Origin of the sequence: Thalassolituus sp. UBA2009, from assembly GCF_002335285.1 — a bacterium.
GTDB lineage: Bacteria > Pseudomonadota > Gammaproteobacteria > Pseudomonadales > Oceanobacteraceae > Venatoribacter > Venatoribacter alkanivorans.
This window is the reverse complement of sequence record NZ_DDCJ01000069.1, coordinates 1-14,793: the sequence shown is the minus strand read 5'-3', so window position 1 is coordinate 14,793 and position 14,793 is coordinate 1. Positions and strand designations below refer to the sequence as shown.

General features: G+C 51.4%; 14 protein-coding genes. 10 read left to right on the top strand and 4 right to left on the bottom strand.

Going from position 1 to position 14,793, the window contains the following annotated elements; all coding sequences use genetic code 11:
* Positions 1–54: 54 nt before the first annotated feature.
* Together B3P58_RS08725 and B3P58_RS08720 are read right to left on the bottom strand one after the other, a co-directional pair.
* Positions 55–1,179, bottom strand: a complete 1,125-nt coding sequence (locus B3P58_RS08725) for a hypothetical protein (protein ID WP_286717029.1) — start codon at positions 1,177–1,179, stop codon at positions 55–57.
* Positions 1,180–1,345: 166 nt separating this feature from the next.
* Positions 1,346–2,533 (bottom strand): trypsin-like peptidase domain-containing protein, encoded by a 1,188-nt coding sequence (locus B3P58_RS08720; RefSeq protein WP_145469954.1) that lies wholly within the window; start codon positions 2,531–2,533, stop codon positions 1,346–1,348.
* Between the two features lie 82 nt (positions 2,534–2,615).
* Between B3P58_RS08720 and B3P58_RS08715 the strand changes: the two genes are divergently transcribed.
* Complete coding sequence (locus B3P58_RS08715; protein WP_186435981.1) at positions 2,616–3,374, top strand: Nif3-like dinuclear metal center hexameric protein; 759 nt, start codon at positions 2,616–2,618, stop codon at positions 3,372–3,374.
* 57 nt (positions 3,375–3,431) lie between these two features.
* Here B3P58_RS08715 and B3P58_RS08710 read toward each other — a convergent pair whose 3' ends face one another.
* Positions 3,432–4,073 (bottom strand): TetR/AcrR family transcriptional regulator, encoded by a 642-nt coding sequence (locus B3P58_RS08710; protein WP_145469952.1) that lies wholly within the window; start codon positions 4,071–4,073, stop codon positions 3,432–3,434.
* Positions 4,074–4,330: 257 nt separating this feature from the next.
* Between B3P58_RS08710 and B3P58_RS08705 the strand changes: the two genes are divergently transcribed.
* The 3 genes from B3P58_RS08705 (at position 4,331) to B3P58_RS08695 (ending at position 7,919) form a co-directional block, all read left to right on the top strand.
* Positions 4,331–5,314 (top strand): NAD-dependent epimerase/dehydratase family protein, encoded by a 984-nt coding sequence (locus tag B3P58_RS08705; RefSeq protein ID WP_286717028.1) that lies wholly within the window; start codon positions 4,331–4,333, stop codon positions 5,312–5,314.
* Between the two features lie 84 nt (positions 5,315–5,398).
* Complete coding sequence (locus B3P58_RS08700; protein ID WP_286717027.1) at positions 5,399–6,220, top strand: SDR family oxidoreductase; 822 nt, start codon at positions 5,399–5,401, stop codon at positions 6,218–6,220.
* A gap of 43 nt (positions 6,221–6,263) precedes the next feature.
* Positions 6,264–7,919, top strand: a complete 1,656-nt coding sequence (locus B3P58_RS08695; RefSeq protein ID WP_286717026.1) for a GMC family oxidoreductase — start codon at positions 6,264–6,266, stop codon at positions 7,917–7,919.
* A 46-nt stretch (positions 7,920–7,965) separates the two neighbouring features.
* Here the strand turns inward: B3P58_RS08695 and B3P58_RS08690 are convergent, their stop codons facing one another.
* Positions 7,966–8,658, bottom strand: coding sequence for a TetR/AcrR family transcriptional regulator (locus B3P58_RS08690; RefSeq protein WP_286717025.1), 693 nt, complete (start codon positions 8,656–8,658; stop codon positions 7,966–7,968).
* Between the two features lie 145 nt (positions 8,659–8,803).
* On the opposite strand from B3P58_RS08690, the gene B3P58_RS08685 reads away from it, so the two are divergent.
* The 6 genes from B3P58_RS08685 to B3P58_RS08660 all read left to right on the top strand — a co-directional run bounded on the left by B3P58_RS08685 (position 8,804) and on the right by B3P58_RS08660 (position 14,652).
* Entirely contained in the window at positions 8,804–10,261 is a 1,458-nt protein-coding gene (locus B3P58_RS08685; RefSeq protein ID WP_230332573.1) for a flavin-containing monooxygenase, read from the top strand.
* 70 nt (positions 10,262–10,331) lie between these two features.
* The gene (locus B3P58_RS08680) at positions 10,332–11,288 is read left to right on the top strand and encodes an alpha/beta fold hydrolase (RefSeq protein WP_286717023.1); all 957 of its coding nucleotides are present in this window, start codon (positions 10,332–10,334) and stop codon (positions 11,286–11,288) included.
* Between the two features lie 348 nt (positions 11,289–11,636).
* A complete protein-coding gene (locus tag B3P58_RS08675) occupies positions 11,637–12,413 on the top strand; it encodes an ABC transporter ATP-binding protein (protein ID WP_145469946.1) in 777 nt (258 codons plus the stop codon).
* Between the two features lie 38 nt (positions 12,414–12,451).
* Positions 12,452–13,198, top strand: coding sequence for an ABC transporter substrate-binding protein (locus B3P58_RS08670; protein WP_145469945.1), 747 nt, complete (start codon positions 12,452–12,454; stop codon positions 13,196–13,198).
* A gap of 57 nt (positions 13,199–13,255) precedes the next feature.
* Complete coding sequence (locus tag B3P58_RS08665; protein WP_230332575.1) at positions 13,256–13,954, top strand: ABC transporter permease; 699 nt, start codon at positions 13,256–13,258, stop codon at positions 13,952–13,954.
* Positions 13,951–14,652 carry an ABC transporter permease gene (locus tag B3P58_RS08660; protein ID WP_230332576.1) on the top strand — a complete coding sequence of 234 codons (702 nt, stop codon included), beginning with the start codon at positions 13,951–13,953 and terminating at the stop codon, positions 14,650–14,652. Before B3P58_RS08665 ends, B3P58_RS08660 begins: the two co-directional genes overlap by 4 nt.
* The last annotated feature ends 141 nt before the right edge of the window (positions 14,653–14,793 follow it).

The window sequence follows — 14,793 nt, the reverse complement described above, 5'->3', positions numbered from 1 at the left end:
GGCTTTAAAGCCCGTTTTTTATTGCCTGATTTTTATATCAGAGACGGATCTGCATTATTCAAACACTTCATGCCCGGTCGGCTCAAAGCGTTCAACGCCATTAGCCTGTAAACGGAAGTCGGAAATATCTTTCATGACGACCCGGCGGGCGCGGTTAATGCCGCCAATAGGGCGGTGTTCTTTCAGGCTGTGCCACGGGTTAAAGGATATATTTTCGCAGAATTGTTTTTGCGCCCCTGAGGTAAAACTCTGTGGTGGAATATTAATCCGCGCCAGCGGAATAAAGGGCGAGTCATCTTCATCCCAGCTGATCAGGGCGTTTTCGGTCGGATTATCCTTAGGGTCTTTTTGCAGCTGAATTAAAAAGTCGAGACAGGCGCTGCCTTTGCTCAGCTGCTCAGCAAGGTTTTCTGCAAGGTAATCATCGGAGTCGGTCATCTGGCCCGGATTATCGGAGCAGGTACGCAGCGCATAGCGCACGACCGTTGGGTAAGTCTGTACGCCATCGCTGCCTTCCAGTGGCAGGCCCAGAGCATAGGGCGTTACGCTGTTCCATTTAACATTCAGCGGATTATTGTAGACCTTGGCGCCGCGCAGAATATTCCAGGCGCCACGCGGGTGGGTCAGTAAAAAGCTCAGGCGCTTGCCATTAAAATTAGCATCAAAAAAATCAAAGAACTGCTGAGGGTTGGCGGCAAAGAAAGCATCGTGACCCAGGAATAAAAAATCCTGGCTGTGTTGCTCATCGCCGGGTAACGGCAAGCGGTTGCCTTCAACCTGAGTCAGTTTCAGCGCCAGACCGCGGAAGTCTTTTTCTTTATCGCTGGTAATTTCTTCCACCGAGTTGGAAAAACGCATCCATAGCGGGTAGCTGGCGGCCGGCTGAAAAATGCCATGACGGTAACGCTCATCAATCTGTTCGTTAACAACCAGGTTGCCACGGATACAGCCATTATCTTTGGGATGAGTGTCGCGCAGGATATTGTCGCTGGCGTATTGTTCTTTCAGGTGGTCGGTGAGCAGGGTGCTGATGTCTTTGAATAATACTTCTTCACCTTTAACCGGCAGTTCCTGTCCTAAAGGCAGGTCCGGCGTTTTGGTGCAGGCGCTGAGGGTGAATAGAGCACAGCTCAACAGCAGAGCAGAAGATCGGCGTAAACCGGGTGCGATGGCTCGCATGATAAGTTCCTTTTATCGTTGAATTCCTGTTGTTTCTGCGGCGCTGATGTTATTCGCCGCGTGCGTGCCAGTGTAACTCCGCCACAGCCGAAATCCTATGCAATGCCGTGGCAATGGCGCGGATTGGCAGATGCTTTCTCCAGGGGGGCGTTACTGATGTGCTTTATTAATGTGCCTTACGTTGGCCGGCAATAGCGTGGGTCTGCATTTTTTGTCCGGCGCGGATAAATTCCAGGTCAATGCCATCACCCGGGCGCAACGCAGCAATCTGGTTCATAGCACTGCGGGCGTTGGCTGCATCCTGATTATTAATCCGTACCAGAATATCGCCGATGGCGAGTTTCGCCTGATCAGCAGGCCCGTCGGGATAAATACCGGTAACGATCAGGCCGGTTAACGCCTGTGGCAGACTGAGGGCAGTGAGCAGTTGCGGCGTGGATTCCTGCACCTCAATGCCGAGCCAGCCACGAATCGTGGTGCCGTGGGTGGCAATATCGGTCAGGGTGCGGCTGGCCACTTCAGCAGGAATGGCAAAGCCAATGCCCTGACTGCCGCCGGATTTGGAGAAAATGGCGGTATTTAAGCCGACCAGCTCGCCATGAGCATTAATCAGGGCGCCGCCGGAATTACCGGGGTTAATGGCCGCGTCGGTCTGGATATAATCTTCGTAGGTGTTTAATCCCAGCTGGTTACGGCCGGTGGCGGAAACGATGCCGAGGGTTACCGTCTGACCAACGCCAAAGGGGTTACCGATGGCGAGTACCACATCACCGATGCGCAGCTGACTGTCGTGAGCGACCTGAATCTGCGGCAGATTTTCCAGCTCAATTTTCAGTACAGCGAGGTCGGCTTCGGGGTCGGTGCCGACCACGGTGGCATTAACCTCACGGCCATCGTGCAGGGCGACCACAATCTGGTCGGCACCATGAATCACATGATTGTTGGTCAGCACATAGCCGTCAGGCGACATAATGACACCCGAGCCCAAACTGGATTGCATACGTTCGCTGGGTTCAGGATTGGTGCGGAAAAAACGCTGGAAAAAAGGATCATCAAACAGCGGATGGGTTTTGCGCCGTACCAGTTTGCGGGTAAAAATATTCACCACCGCCGGTGCTGCCCGGTCAACGGCATCGGCATAGCTGACCGGACCACTCTGGGTGATGCTGTTGCCGGTGGCGTTTTGCTCCGGCATCGGACCGATTCCGGCAAGCGGGGCATAGGTTACCGCCGGGGCTTTGGGAGTGGCTGGTGTAACCAGATCCGGCGCCCAGAGCAGGACGGCAAAGGCGACAACCAGACCAACCAGAACCGGTATGACCAGTGTATTCACAATGAACTGAGCAGAACGCATTTGCTGTGAATCCCCCGTAACCCATAAACTGGGCTGACACTATAAACCGGCATTTTATCAGAATATAAATGAGGGCCATATCATGGTTGAGCGCCGCCAATTACTGAAGCACCTTGACTCACTCTTACAAACAGAGCGCTTTCGCGATTATTGCCCTAATGGTCTGCAGGTGGCAGGGCGTGAACATATCAGCCATATCGTTACCGGTGTTACCGCCAGTCAGGCGTTAATCGATGCCGCTATTGAGCGTGGTGCTGATACGATTCTGGTGCACCATGGTTATTTCTGGAAAGGGGAAGATGAGCGTATTACCGGCATTAAACGTGAGCGTCTGAAAGCGCTGCTGGTTAATGACATCAACCTGATTGCCTATCATCTGCCTCTCGACGGTCATCCGGTTTACGGCAATAACGTGCAGCTGGCCGATGTTCTCGGACTGCAGATTGATGGCCCGCTGAGTGAAGACGACCCCAGCATTCCGGGCCATATCGGGCGTTTGCCCCGGCCAATGAGCGGCAAAGAATTCAGCGCCTGGCTGGGTGAATGCCTGCAGCGCGAGCCGCTGCACATCGGCGAAGAAACCGACACCATCGAAACCATTGGCTGGTGCACCGGTGGCGCTCAGGGTTATTTGCAGGTGGCCGTTAATGCCGGCGTCGATGCCTATTTAACCGGTGAAATCAATGAACCGGCTGTTCACCTGGCGCGTGAAACCGGCACCCACTTTTTCAGCGCTGGCCATCACGCAACCGAGCGTTACGGCGCCAAAGCGCTGGGGGAATATCTGGCGGATGAGTTTGGTCTGAATGTGGAGTTCGTCGATATCGACAATCCGGTGTAAAACTGCGGCTTGCCGTAGCTGGTGGTAAGGGCTGAGCGTTGCCGGCACTGGAAAGCCTTAAAGAGCTCCCAGCTGTCCGACCACGCCGGATAAAATCATCCTGCTGTTTGCTACAACATCATCGATAGATAACTTATACCCGCTTTTCATCCAGTCGATAGCGCTGAATGCCATTGCCCCGCAAACAGAGTACCCCAGCGCTTCCAGTCTGGCTCTGGGCACACTGACCGGAAACCGGGACGTCGCCAGCGTGTCTATCATCAGCAGGCCGAAAGACCGGGTCTGGTTCATATGAATTGCATCCACACTTTCACTGATTCCCAGAACCTCCAGCATTGTAATCTGTGCAAAGGCCGGGTTGCTGACTTCCCGGTAAAAACAGTACAGCCCCTTATTTATAAAATCGTTAATGTCAGTGCTTTCTTTCAGCGTCTGCAGGAGTTCTTTCCGGAAGCCCGACATCAGTTGCTGATAGCAGGCAATCAGCAGTGCCTCGGTGCTTTCGAAGGATTCGTAGAAGTAACGGCTGGTCAGGCCTGCTTCGCTACAGATTGCCCTGACACTGCTGTTATGGAAGCCCTGGCTGCCAAATAAACGGATGCCAGCGGCGATGATCTGTTGCTGCCTCAGCTTCTGGCGCTCCTCCGAAGAACACCCGGCATATTTCTTACCCAGCATTGGGGATGATGAACTACTCACTTGGTTCCCTTTTTACATTTGACAACGCATGTAGTCAGATTTAATCTGACTACCAATGTTGTCAGTTTACTCCCTTCCGGTGGTTGGGAGAAACCGTCAGCAGGCATAGCAAGAAGATAAAAATAATGAATACCTCTCCGCTTGTATTGATCCGCTGTGTGGGCAGAGAGAATGGTGATGGTCTCGCTGCGAAACCTCATCTGTCTGATGAGGCCGCATTTATCTGATTATCCGTAAATCTCAGAAAGGGTTCAGGCGTGCATAAAATAAAAAAAATATTTGTAACCGGAGCCAATGGCTTTATTGGCCGGGCAATCATGGAGCGTTACAAACAGAAAGGCATTGATATCTGTGGCGTCGATATTACGGCCGATCCTTCCCGCAACGTTGTGCGCGGTGATGTTTCCAATGCCGGAGAATGGCAGGAACATGCAAAGGGGTGCGACATCATTTTTCATACAGCCGCTGTCGTTTCAAATACGGCATCAGCGGACATGTATCAGAAGGTGAGTGTTGGCAGTGTGAAGCAGGTGGTTGCTGCTGCAAAAAAACATCATATTGCACGCGTTGTTCATATTTCCTCAATTGCAGCATATGGACTGAACTTTGATACTGATCAGGATGAAAGCTGCAGCATCTCGGTTCTGAGTGGATCTTCATATTGTGATGCCAAGGCAGCGAGTGAACACGGCTTTCTGGCGGCTCATGCCGCAGGGGATATCTGCACAACGATAATTCGTCCGGGAGATGTCTATGGTCCGGGGTCCAGGCCCTGGGTTCTGATTCCTCTGACGATGATCAGTAAAAAGCAATTTGTTTTACCAGCCATGGGCAGAGGGATATTCAGCCCTGTTTATATTGATAATCTGGTGGATGGTATTGTTCTGGCTGCTGAAAAAGAAAGTGGTAAAGGCCAGATTTTCAATATAACCGATGGGGCAGGCATAGAATGCAGAGAATTTTTTAATAATCATTACAAATGGCTTGGGAAAAACACCGGGCCAGTCTGCTTACCCACACGTATCGCAGAAGGTATAACCAGTATCGGGTCGTTTATTTTTAATACGATATTAAATGCCAATACTGAAATAGACCGGAGTTCTCTGGCGATGCTGTCAAGAAAGGCCACCTATTCCATTGATAAAGCCAGAGACATGCTTGGTTACGTACCTGTGGTATCTCTTACCGAAGGAATGGCAAGAACAGAAGCATGGCTGAAAGAAAACCGTGGGGTCTTATAAGTTTCCTTAGCAGAATCGCCGTCAGCGGTTTACAGCCTGCCATGAACTGCCAGGCCGTTCTTAAATATACTAAAAGGGTGCGGTGTGAACGTTGTATTGATAACAGGATCTTCAAGCGGCCTTGGCATGCATCTGGTCGGTGTATTTCTGGCTAAAGGATACCGAGTGGCCGCATCTGCCAGGAATATGGATCTTCTTCGTCAGAAGGCTGAAGAAGAAAAATGGCCTTCAAATAACCTGCTCTTACTCCGGCTGGATGTGACGTCAGGAGCTGATTGGTCTGATGCTGTCTCCGGGGTGCTGAGTAAGTGGAAGAGTATCGATATATTGCTGAATGTGTCCGGTTACCTTCAGGCTGGTCGGGTTTATGAGCAGGATGAAGAAGAAATACACCGGCATATAGATACGAATGTAAAAGGTTTAATGCTTGGTTGCCGGCTATTGGTACGGCAAATGATTCAGCAGCGATCAGGGCATATTATTAATATTGCATCAACCGCAGCGCTTTCTCCTGTACCTGGTCTGGCTCTTTATAGTGCTTCAAAATTTGCGGTAAGAGCATTCAGTATTGCTCTTGCAAAAGAAGTCAAACCATTGGGTATTCGTGTGAGTGTTCTTTGCCCTGATGCTATTGAAACACCGATGTTAAAGAAACAGGAGAATGCTGCTTCAGCGGCTTTGGCTTTTTCGGGTGGGAATATTCTTTCTGTTAATGATGTTTCTGATGCCATATTGCATCATTTTGTCCATAAGAAAAAACTTGAATATGGTATGCCGAAAGGCAGAGCCTTTATGGCTAAGGTAGCCAATATCTTTCCTGAGCGCTTTAGCTGGATTGAACGATATTTAAAACATAAAGGGCGTAGTGCTCAGAGAAAAAGAAGCCTCAGGCAGGACAGGTTCTGATCTTTTTTCATCTTTCCATATTAGTAAAATAATGGTACCGGATATGTTTGATTACATTATTGTAGGCGCAGGATCTGCAGGCTGTGTGCTGGCGAATCGCTTATCTGAAGATAAAAATAACCGGGTCTGCCTGATTGAGGCGGGCGATACCGATAAAAGCTACTGGATCAGAGATTGTAATCCTTTCAATATGCTGGTTCTGATGAATAGCGATAAATATAACTGGCTTTATAAAACTGAACAGGATGACAATAATTTTCAGCGGTCATATTTCTGGCCCCGCGGTAAGGTTATGGGAGGATCAAGCTCAATCAATGCAATGATTTATACGCGAGGACATCCCTGCGACTATGATGGCTGGGAAGAGCAGGGGAATCCTGGCTGGGGCTATGAGTCTGTTCTGCCATATTTTAAGAAATCAGAGCGACAGATCAGAGGGGGGGACGGGTTTCATGGTGCCGATGGTGAAATGGATGTTTCTGATACAAATTATCATCTTCCGGTTTGCGATGCATTTATTGATGCCTGCGCAGAGGCCGGTTTCAGAACGACAGATGATTTCAATGGTGCAGACCAGGAAGGCTGTGGTTATTTTCAGGTAACGCAGACACCGGAGGGGAAGCGTGCCAATTCCTCCACATCATTTCTCGATCCTGTGGAAAACAGATCAAATCTGGTCATCCTTAAGAAAACGCATGTTACCAGGGTTTTATTTGATGAATGTGGGGAATCGCCAGCCGCATGTGGTGTTGAAATTTACAATGCCAGAAAGGGAATAAGAGAATCGTTATTGGCCAGAGAGGTCATTATCTCTGCGGGTGTTATTAATTCACCTCAAATACTGAAGCTATCAGGTATCGGGCCATCTGCTGAGCTTGAAAAGCATGGCATCAGAGTTGTTAAAGATCTTCCTGGCGTCGGTGAAAATCTGCAGGATCATCCGGATATTCTGTTGCGCTATCAGACGGCTAACGATGGGACACTCGTAATGGCTCCCTGGAGTAAGTCGTTCTGGGCATTTGTCGGGCGTTATCTGAATCGTACCACGCCGCTGTTATTTACCCCGACCGATTGTGGTGGATTTATTAAATCGGATGAGCATCAGCCGTTGCCTGATTTGCAGCTGCAGTTTGCCGCCGTGAGGATGAGTCCTCATGGACGGGATCTGATGCTGCCGATGAAGGCGGGTTATGTGTTGCACGTTTGTCATCTCCGCCCGAAAAGCCGCGGGCGGGTGTTGTTGAGGGATAATAATCCTTTAAGCAAAGCAAAAATTGAAGCCAATTATTTTGCTGATAACACGGAGCTGAATGCATTGGTGAATGGTGTGAAAATCGCCCGCCGGATTATGGAACAGCCCGCTTTCAGGGCCTATAAAGGCAAGGAGGAAGCGCCAGGGATCTCTGTTCAGACGGATGACGAAATACGTGACTATATCCGCTCTCATGTTGAAACCGTGTACCACACGGCCGGCTCCTGCAAAATGGCTGCTCTGGCGGATGGTGGTGTGGTTGATCCGGAGCTGAGGGTGCATGGCGTTACAGGCCTGCGGGTTATTGATTCATCAATAATGCCCTCGATTACGGGAAGCAATATTCACGCACCGACCGTTATGATTGCTGAAAAGGGCGCTGATTTTATTCTCAGGCGTGGCGCGCAACCCGCGGGAGCTGAATATTCAGTGCAGGAGCCGGCTTGATGCAATCATTCAGAGATGTTCCGGTTTTATCCGCAGCCGGATAAATTTACTGCTCGCTTTCTATTTGTCGCACCAGTCCCATAATCATGCGCATACCGGTGCTGACCAGTGTCTGCTGCGAGGTACTGCAACCGCTCTGCAGCCAGTAGGTAGTTACCTGACGCATGGCGCCGATAAAGCCCATTCCCAGCAGCGCATACTCGTCATCACTGAGTTGCCAGTGTGGGTGCACGGTACGCGCCAGTGTCATCACCATATTGGCAAAATCCTGCATATAGCCGTGATAGAAACGGTCGGTCGCTGCACTGACGCCTTCCAGCTCCAGCATACAGACCCGTGCGACACGGGCGTCCTGCATGGCACTGAAAAAGGCCGCCAGTCCTTGTTGTGCCAGCACTTCAATCTGCCCGCCGGGCTGCGCCTGAGAGAAAGCGTTAAACAGCTGCTGTTTGATGCTGTCCATGCACTGGCCGTATACCGCCTGCAGCAGGCCTTCGAGATTACCGAATTCGCTGTAAAAGTAACGGTCGGTCAGCTGCGCCTGACGGCACAGGCCACGCACGGTGGCATTGCGGAAGCCTTCGGTGCCGAACACCTCAAGCCCGGCCTGCAGAAACTGCTGGCGCCGCTGGGCTTTGCGTTGCTGCTGGCTCTGGCCGCCATAGGTGCGTCCGCCTGTTCTGGCTGCCGGAGTATCGCTTGTGGTGTTATCGCCGTTGCTGGCGGTGGATTTTCCCATCGGAAAAATTGTCCGGAAATGACTCGTATAGCAATTTGACGACAAGTGTCCTCAGAAGTAAAGATGAGGACATCTGTCGTCAGATTTACTGGCGTGTGCAATATAACAATAAAATTTCCGGCCGGTGCCGGGCGAAGAGGTCCGTATGTCCAGTTATGGTGTGATCATTATCGGCAGTGGCTTTGGTGGTCAGTGTGCCGCCATCAATCTTAAAAAACGTGGCATTGACGATTTTATTATTCTCGAGCGGCGTGAATTTATGGGCGGTACCTGGGCACAGAATACCTATCCCGGTGCTGCGGTGGATGTGCAGTCGCCGCTGTATTCCATAGAGTCCGAGCCGTATGACTGGTCGCAGATGTTTGCCGAACAGCACGAACTGCAGCAGTACACGAATCATGTGATTGATAAACACAGCCTGCGGGAAAAGACCCTCACCCACGCCAATGTTGAAAAAATTGAATGGCACGAAGCTGATCAGCGCTGGCACGTGCATGTCGATGGTAAAGGCGTGCTGCAGGCACGTTTTGTTATCAATGCCTCCGGGCCATTAAGTACCCCGGTGATTCCGGAGTTTAAAGGCCGTGACAGCTTTAAAGGAAAAGCTTTCCACACCAATAACTGGGATCACGATTACGACTATAAAGGTAAACGGGTTGCGATTATCGGCAGCGGTGCCAGCGCCGCACAGATTATTCCTGCCATAGCGGCCGATGTTGCTCATCTGCACATTTTCCAGCGCACGCCGCACTGGGTGTTGCCGCGCCCGGATTATGTGTTTAAAAACTGGCAGCGTAAGTTGCTGCGCAACCGTGGTATTTACCGCGCCCTGCGCGAAGCCATTTACTGGGGGCTGGAAAGCCGCGTAATCGGCTTTAAATACTCTTCCCTGATGCTGGAATTGCTGGCAGGCCGTAAAGCCCGTGCGCATATTAAAAAGCAGATTAAAGACCCGGTTCTGCAGCAGAAAGTCACGCCGGATTTTACCATCGGCTGTAAGCGCGTCATTTTATCCGACACCCTGTACCCGGCTTATTGCCGCGACAACGTTACCCTGCACGATAAAACCGATGGCATTGGTGAAATTAATGAGAACGGCATTAAAACCAGCCATGGCGATCAGGTGGATCTGGATCTTATTATTTATTCCACCGGTTATGACGCCACCGATGGCGTAATCTCTTATCCGGTTATCGGTCGTAATCAGCAGACGCTGGCGGATGTCTGGGCGGATTTTCCGCGCGCCTATTTAGGTACGTCGGCACCGGGTTTCCCTAACCTGTTTATTGTTACCGGCCCGAATACCGGTATTGGTCATACCTCGGCGATTTTTATTATCGAAGCGCAGATGAATTACATCATGAAGGCGATCGAGGAAGTCGGCCGCCGGCAGAAAAATCTGATCGAAGTAAAAGCCAGTGCCGAAGACAGCTACACCCGCCATATTCATGCCGAGATGGCCAAAACCGTCTGGCAGCAGGGCGGCTGTAACAGCTGGTATAAGAGCAAAAGCGGTAAGGTGATCGCGATGTTTCCGGGCTTCAGTTTTACCTTTCGTCGCTGGACTAAAAACTTCCGCGTCAAAGATCACGACTTTGCCTGATCGAACCTGTTAAGTGCAGGGCTGTGCGGGTATAAAAACGCGATAACAATAAAATAGACAAGGTAAGGTTATGAAAAAAATCAGTCTGTTAATTCTGCCGCTGGTGCTGGCTCTGGTGATCGGTATGCTTAACGGTGCCTACGGCCGGGTCGGTCACTGGCTGTATGCTAATGTCACCGATCTCGAAGCCTCTGCTTATGGTTTTGAGCAAAGCGCGGTGGATATCGGCGATATGGAACTGGCGCTGTACAGCAACAGCAATCCGGGCAAACCGGTGATTGTTATGCTGCACGGTTACAGCGCCGATAAAGACGTATGGCCACGTTTTGCCAAGCATTTTGTCGACGACTATCAGGTGATTATTCCGGATATGGCCGGTCATGGTGATACCGGTTTTGATGCCAGCTGGGATTACAGCATGCCGGCTCAGGCGAAACGTCTGGCGGCGTTGCTGGATAAACTGGATATCGCTCAGGCACACGTTATTGGTAATTCGATGGGTGGTTTTTTAACCGCCACCTTCGCCATTGCTTATCCGCAGCGTACGCTGTCGGCCACTATGGTTGACCCGGCCGGGGTGATGTCGCCGGAGCCGAGCGATATGTTCAAAATGCTGAATCAGGGCCACAACCCTTTCCTGATTCATAACCGTGCAGAGTTCGACAGCTTCTATGCGATGACCATGGCGCAGCCGCCATTCCTGCCGGGAATGGTGCTGGAAGCCATGTCGGATAAATACATTGAGCGCCGCAGCGAGCTGGAAAAAATTTTCGCCGATTTCCACTCCAGTGATTACCTCGAAGAAAAACTGGCTGACCTGAAAGCACCGGCCATGCTCTGGTGGGGTGATAAAGACCGCTTACTGCATGTGAGCTCGGTATCGGTGTGGGAAGCGGGCGTTCCGCAGCTGAAGACCCATATCTTTAACGGCATCGGTCATATGCCGATGGTGGAAGTCGCGTCAGAAGCTGCCGATCTGTACCGTGACTTCCTGCAGCAGGTGCCGGCTCAGATTGCTGCCGAATAAGCCCTGCTGTTCAAACACAAAGCGCCGCCCGGTTTCCGGCCGGCGCTTTTTTTGCCTTGTTACAAGGCAGGACTATAGCCGTGCACGCCCTGAATTGGTGCGTCGGGAGTCTTATTTCCATCCGGTCTGCAGCGTCGTTTGCCGCCAATTGGTCTTACCGTAAGACAATGCGCCTATCCGCTGGATTTCATACCTGCAGCGTTGTTGTCACACTTTTTTGCACCAATTCGTGACTCAAAGTGGACTTTCCGGTCAGAAATTGGCGCTAAGCTTGCGTGAAGGTTGTCTTCATCCTGCCAATGTGTAATGTTCGCGCCCTTGTCCGTTTGTGCGCGCCAAGCCCTATATATGAAGAACTCCAACGCTGCTCTTGAGCTGATCAATATCCACAAATGCTACGGTAATCTTGAAGTGCTGAAAGGCGTCAGCCTGACCGCGCAGAAGGGTGACGTTATCTCGATTCTCGGCTCCAGTGGCTCCGGTAAAAGCACGCTGCTGCGCTGCATTAACCTGCTGGAACGCCCGAATCAGGGCGAGATCATTATTGGCAATGAACAGCTGGCACTGATTCCGGACAAAAACGGTGAACTGAAAGCGCAGGACAAGCGCCAGCTCGAACGCCTGCGTTCACGTCTGGGCTTTGTCTTCCAGCAGTTCAACCTATGGCCACATATGACCATCCTGCAGAACCTGATCGAAGCACCGGTGCACGTATTAAAAGTGCCGCGCGATGTTGCCGTTGCACGGGCACAGGAATTGCTGCGCAAGGTCGGTCTGGCTGACAAACAGGACGCCTATCCGGGACATCTTTCCGGTGGGCAGCAACAGCGTGTGGCCATTGCCCGCACACTGGCAATGGATCCGCAGGTATTGCTGTTTGATGAGCCGACATCTGCCCTGGACCCTGAGCTGGTCAACGAGGTGCTGGCGGTGATGCGCGAACTGGCCGAAGAAGGCCGGACTATGCTGATCGTAACTCACGAAATGCGCTTTGCGCGTGAAGTGTCCAGCTCTGTGGTTTTCCTGCATCAGGGACAGATTGAAGAAACAGGCTCGCCGGAAAAGGTATTCGATAACCCCGAATCCCAGCGCGTACGCGATTTTATGGCGAGTCATCAGGCCTGATTGGTCTGCTTTATTATCTATTGCTGAGGATTAACACCATGCAAAAATTCGTTGCCACTCTGTGCCTGGCAGCCAGCGTTATGCTGTCGCCATTCGCTTCTGCTGAAAAAATCCGCATCGCATCTGAAGGGGCTTACGCACCGTTCAATATGATCGATGCCAATGGCAATCTGGTTGGTTTTGATATCGATATCGCCAAAGCCCTGTGTGCCGAAATGAAAGCCGAGTGCGAAATCGTGGCGCAGGACTGGGATGGCATTATTCCGGGTCTGATGGCACGTAAGTACGACGCCATTATTGCCTCAATGTCGATCACCAAAGAACGTCTGCGCGTGGTGAATTTTACCAATAAGTATTACACCAACAGCCTGGCGTTTGTGGCTGCCAAAGGCAAAGCTCTGGACACCAGCATGGACGGACTGAAAGGCCTCAGCGTTGGAGCGCAGCGCGCGACGATTTCCGGCCAGACGCTGGAAGATAAATACAGCGACGTGGTGAATGTAAAACTGTACGACACTCAGGATAACGCTTACCTCGATCTGGCTGCTGGCCGTATCGACGCCATCCTGTCGGATAAATTCCCGGCCTATGACTGGCTGCAAAGCAAAGACGGCGCGAATTTCGAATTTAAAGGTGCCGATCTGGATATCGATGACAAAATCGGTATCGCGGTGCGTAAAGGCGACAAACTGCAGGAACGTCTGAATAAAGCGCTGGATGCCATTGTTGCCAACGGCACCTACAAAGAAATTAACGCTAAATATTTCCCGTTTGATATTTACTGAGCGAGCGCTGCTCAGAGGTAAGCCGATGAACGATATGACACACCAGGACGACGCTGCATGCTGATGGATTTACAGGGCTTTGGCCATCTGTTACTCAGCGGAGCGCTGATGACCATTCAGCTGGCACTGGCCAGCTTAGCCATCGGACTGGTGATCGGCTTACTGGGGGCGGCCGCCAAGCTGTCGCCTTCACCGTTTTTGCGTATTCCGGCCACGCTGTACACCACGCTGGTGCGCGGCGTGCCGGAATTATTGCTGGTATTAACCCTGTATTACGGCGGCGCTCAGCTGCTGATGTGGGCGGCCAACTTTTTTGGTTATGACGAATACATCGAAGTCGGCGCTTTTGCTGCCGGTGTTGCAGCTCTGGCTATTGCCTTTGGTGCTTACGCCACGGAAGTATTCCGTATGGCGATGCTGGAAGTACCCAAGGGGCAGTGGGAGTCGGCACAGTCGATGGGCATGAGCCGCGGGCAAACCTTCTTCCGCATTATTTTTCCACAGGTGTGGCGTCTGGCCATTCCCGGACTGGGCAATTTATTTCAGGTACTGCTGAAAGATACCGCACTGGTATCGGTGATTGGTCTGAATGAATTAATGCGTCAGGCCAGTGTGGGTTCTGCGGCAACCAAACATCCTTTTGATTTTTATCTGGCAGCCGCCATTCTGTATCTGGCGCTGACCCTGTTGGCGACGCTGGTGACCGAAATTCTTGAGCGTCTGAGTAAACCTGAACTGCGTGGGCGACGGGCATGAACTGGGACTGGTCTGTAATCTGGGAGTATTTCCCACGCCTGCTGGAAGGCGCCTGGCTGACATTAGAGCTGGTCGGTTTATCCGGCCTGTTCGGTATTCTGATGGCGGTGCCTCTGGCGTTAATGCGCGCGTCAACACAGCCGCTGCTTAAAGGTCTGGCCTATGGCTATATCTTTTTCTTCCGTGGCACGCCACTGCTGGTACAGATATTCCTGATTTATTACGGTGCTTCGCAGTTTGATGCGGTGAAAGACTCGTTCCTCTGGCCGATTCTGAAAGAACCTTACTGGTGCGCCATTATTGCTTTCACCATGAATACCTCGGCTTACAGCGCAGAATTAATCCGTGGTGCCATTCAGGCAATTCCCCATGGCGAAATTGAAGTCGCCGACGCGCTGGGCATGAACCGGCTGACCAAAATCCGCCGTATTATTCTGCCAAGAGCGCTGGGTATTGTACTGCCGGCTTACAGCAACGAATTTCTGTTAATGCTGAAAAGCAGTGCGCTGGCCTCGACCATTACCCTGCTGGATATTACCGGTATGGCGCGCACGATTATTGCCCGTACTTATACGCCGCTGGAGATTTTCTTCGCTGCCGGCATGATGTACCTGGTGATGTCGGCCGTGCTGATCGGCTTATTCCGGTTGATGGAGTTAAGGGTTAACCGGCATAAATACATCAGCCGAGAAGGCTGATAAATACCCATAAAAAAACCTGCTTTGTCACACTACTGTCCCACAGTTTGGAGTGACAATATGTCACTCCAAACGGCAGCATTGATCGACTACTGTTTTTCAATCTGAAACGCTTTACCGGGGCAAGCCCCTGGCCCCCTG

Coding starts and splice junctions, on each gene's coding strand:
- B3P58_RS08725 (WP_286717029.1), bottom strand. CDS start 1,179: ATGCGAGCCATCGCACCCGGTTTACGCCGATCTTCTGCTCTGCTGTTG.
- B3P58_RS08720 (WP_145469954.1), bottom strand. CDS start 2,533: ATGCGTTCTGCTCAGTTCATTGTGAATACACTGGTCATACCGGTTCTG.
- B3P58_RS08715 (WP_186435981.1), top strand. CDS start 2,616: ATGGTTGAGCGCCGCCAATTACTGAAGCACCTTGACTCACTCTTACAA.
- B3P58_RS08695 (WP_286717026.1), top strand. CDS start 6,264: ATGTTTGATTACATTATTGTAGGCGCAGGATCTGCAGGCTGTGTGCTG.
- B3P58_RS08690 (WP_286717025.1), bottom strand. CDS start 8,658: ATGGGAAAATCCACCGCCAGCAACGGCGATAACACCACAAGCGATACT.
- B3P58_RS08685 (WP_230332573.1), top strand. CDS start 8,804: ATGTCCAGTTATGGTGTGATCATTATCGGCAGTGGCTTTGGTGGTCAG.
- B3P58_RS08680 (WP_286717023.1), top strand. CDS start 10,332: ATGAAAAAAATCAGTCTGTTAATTCTGCCGCTGGTGCTGGCTCTGGTG.
- B3P58_RS08675 (WP_145469946.1), top strand. CDS start 11,637: ATGAAGAACTCCAACGCTGCTCTTGAGCTGATCAATATCCACAAATGC.
- B3P58_RS08670 (WP_145469945.1), top strand. CDS start 12,452: ATGCAAAAATTCGTTGCCACTCTGTGCCTGGCAGCCAGCGTTATGCTG.
- B3P58_RS08665 (WP_230332575.1), top strand. CDS start 13,256: ATGCTGATGGATTTACAGGGCTTTGGCCATCTGTTACTCAGCGGAGCG.
- B3P58_RS08660 (WP_230332576.1), top strand. CDS start 13,951: ATGAACTGGGACTGGTCTGTAATCTGGGAGTATTTCCCACGCCTGCTG.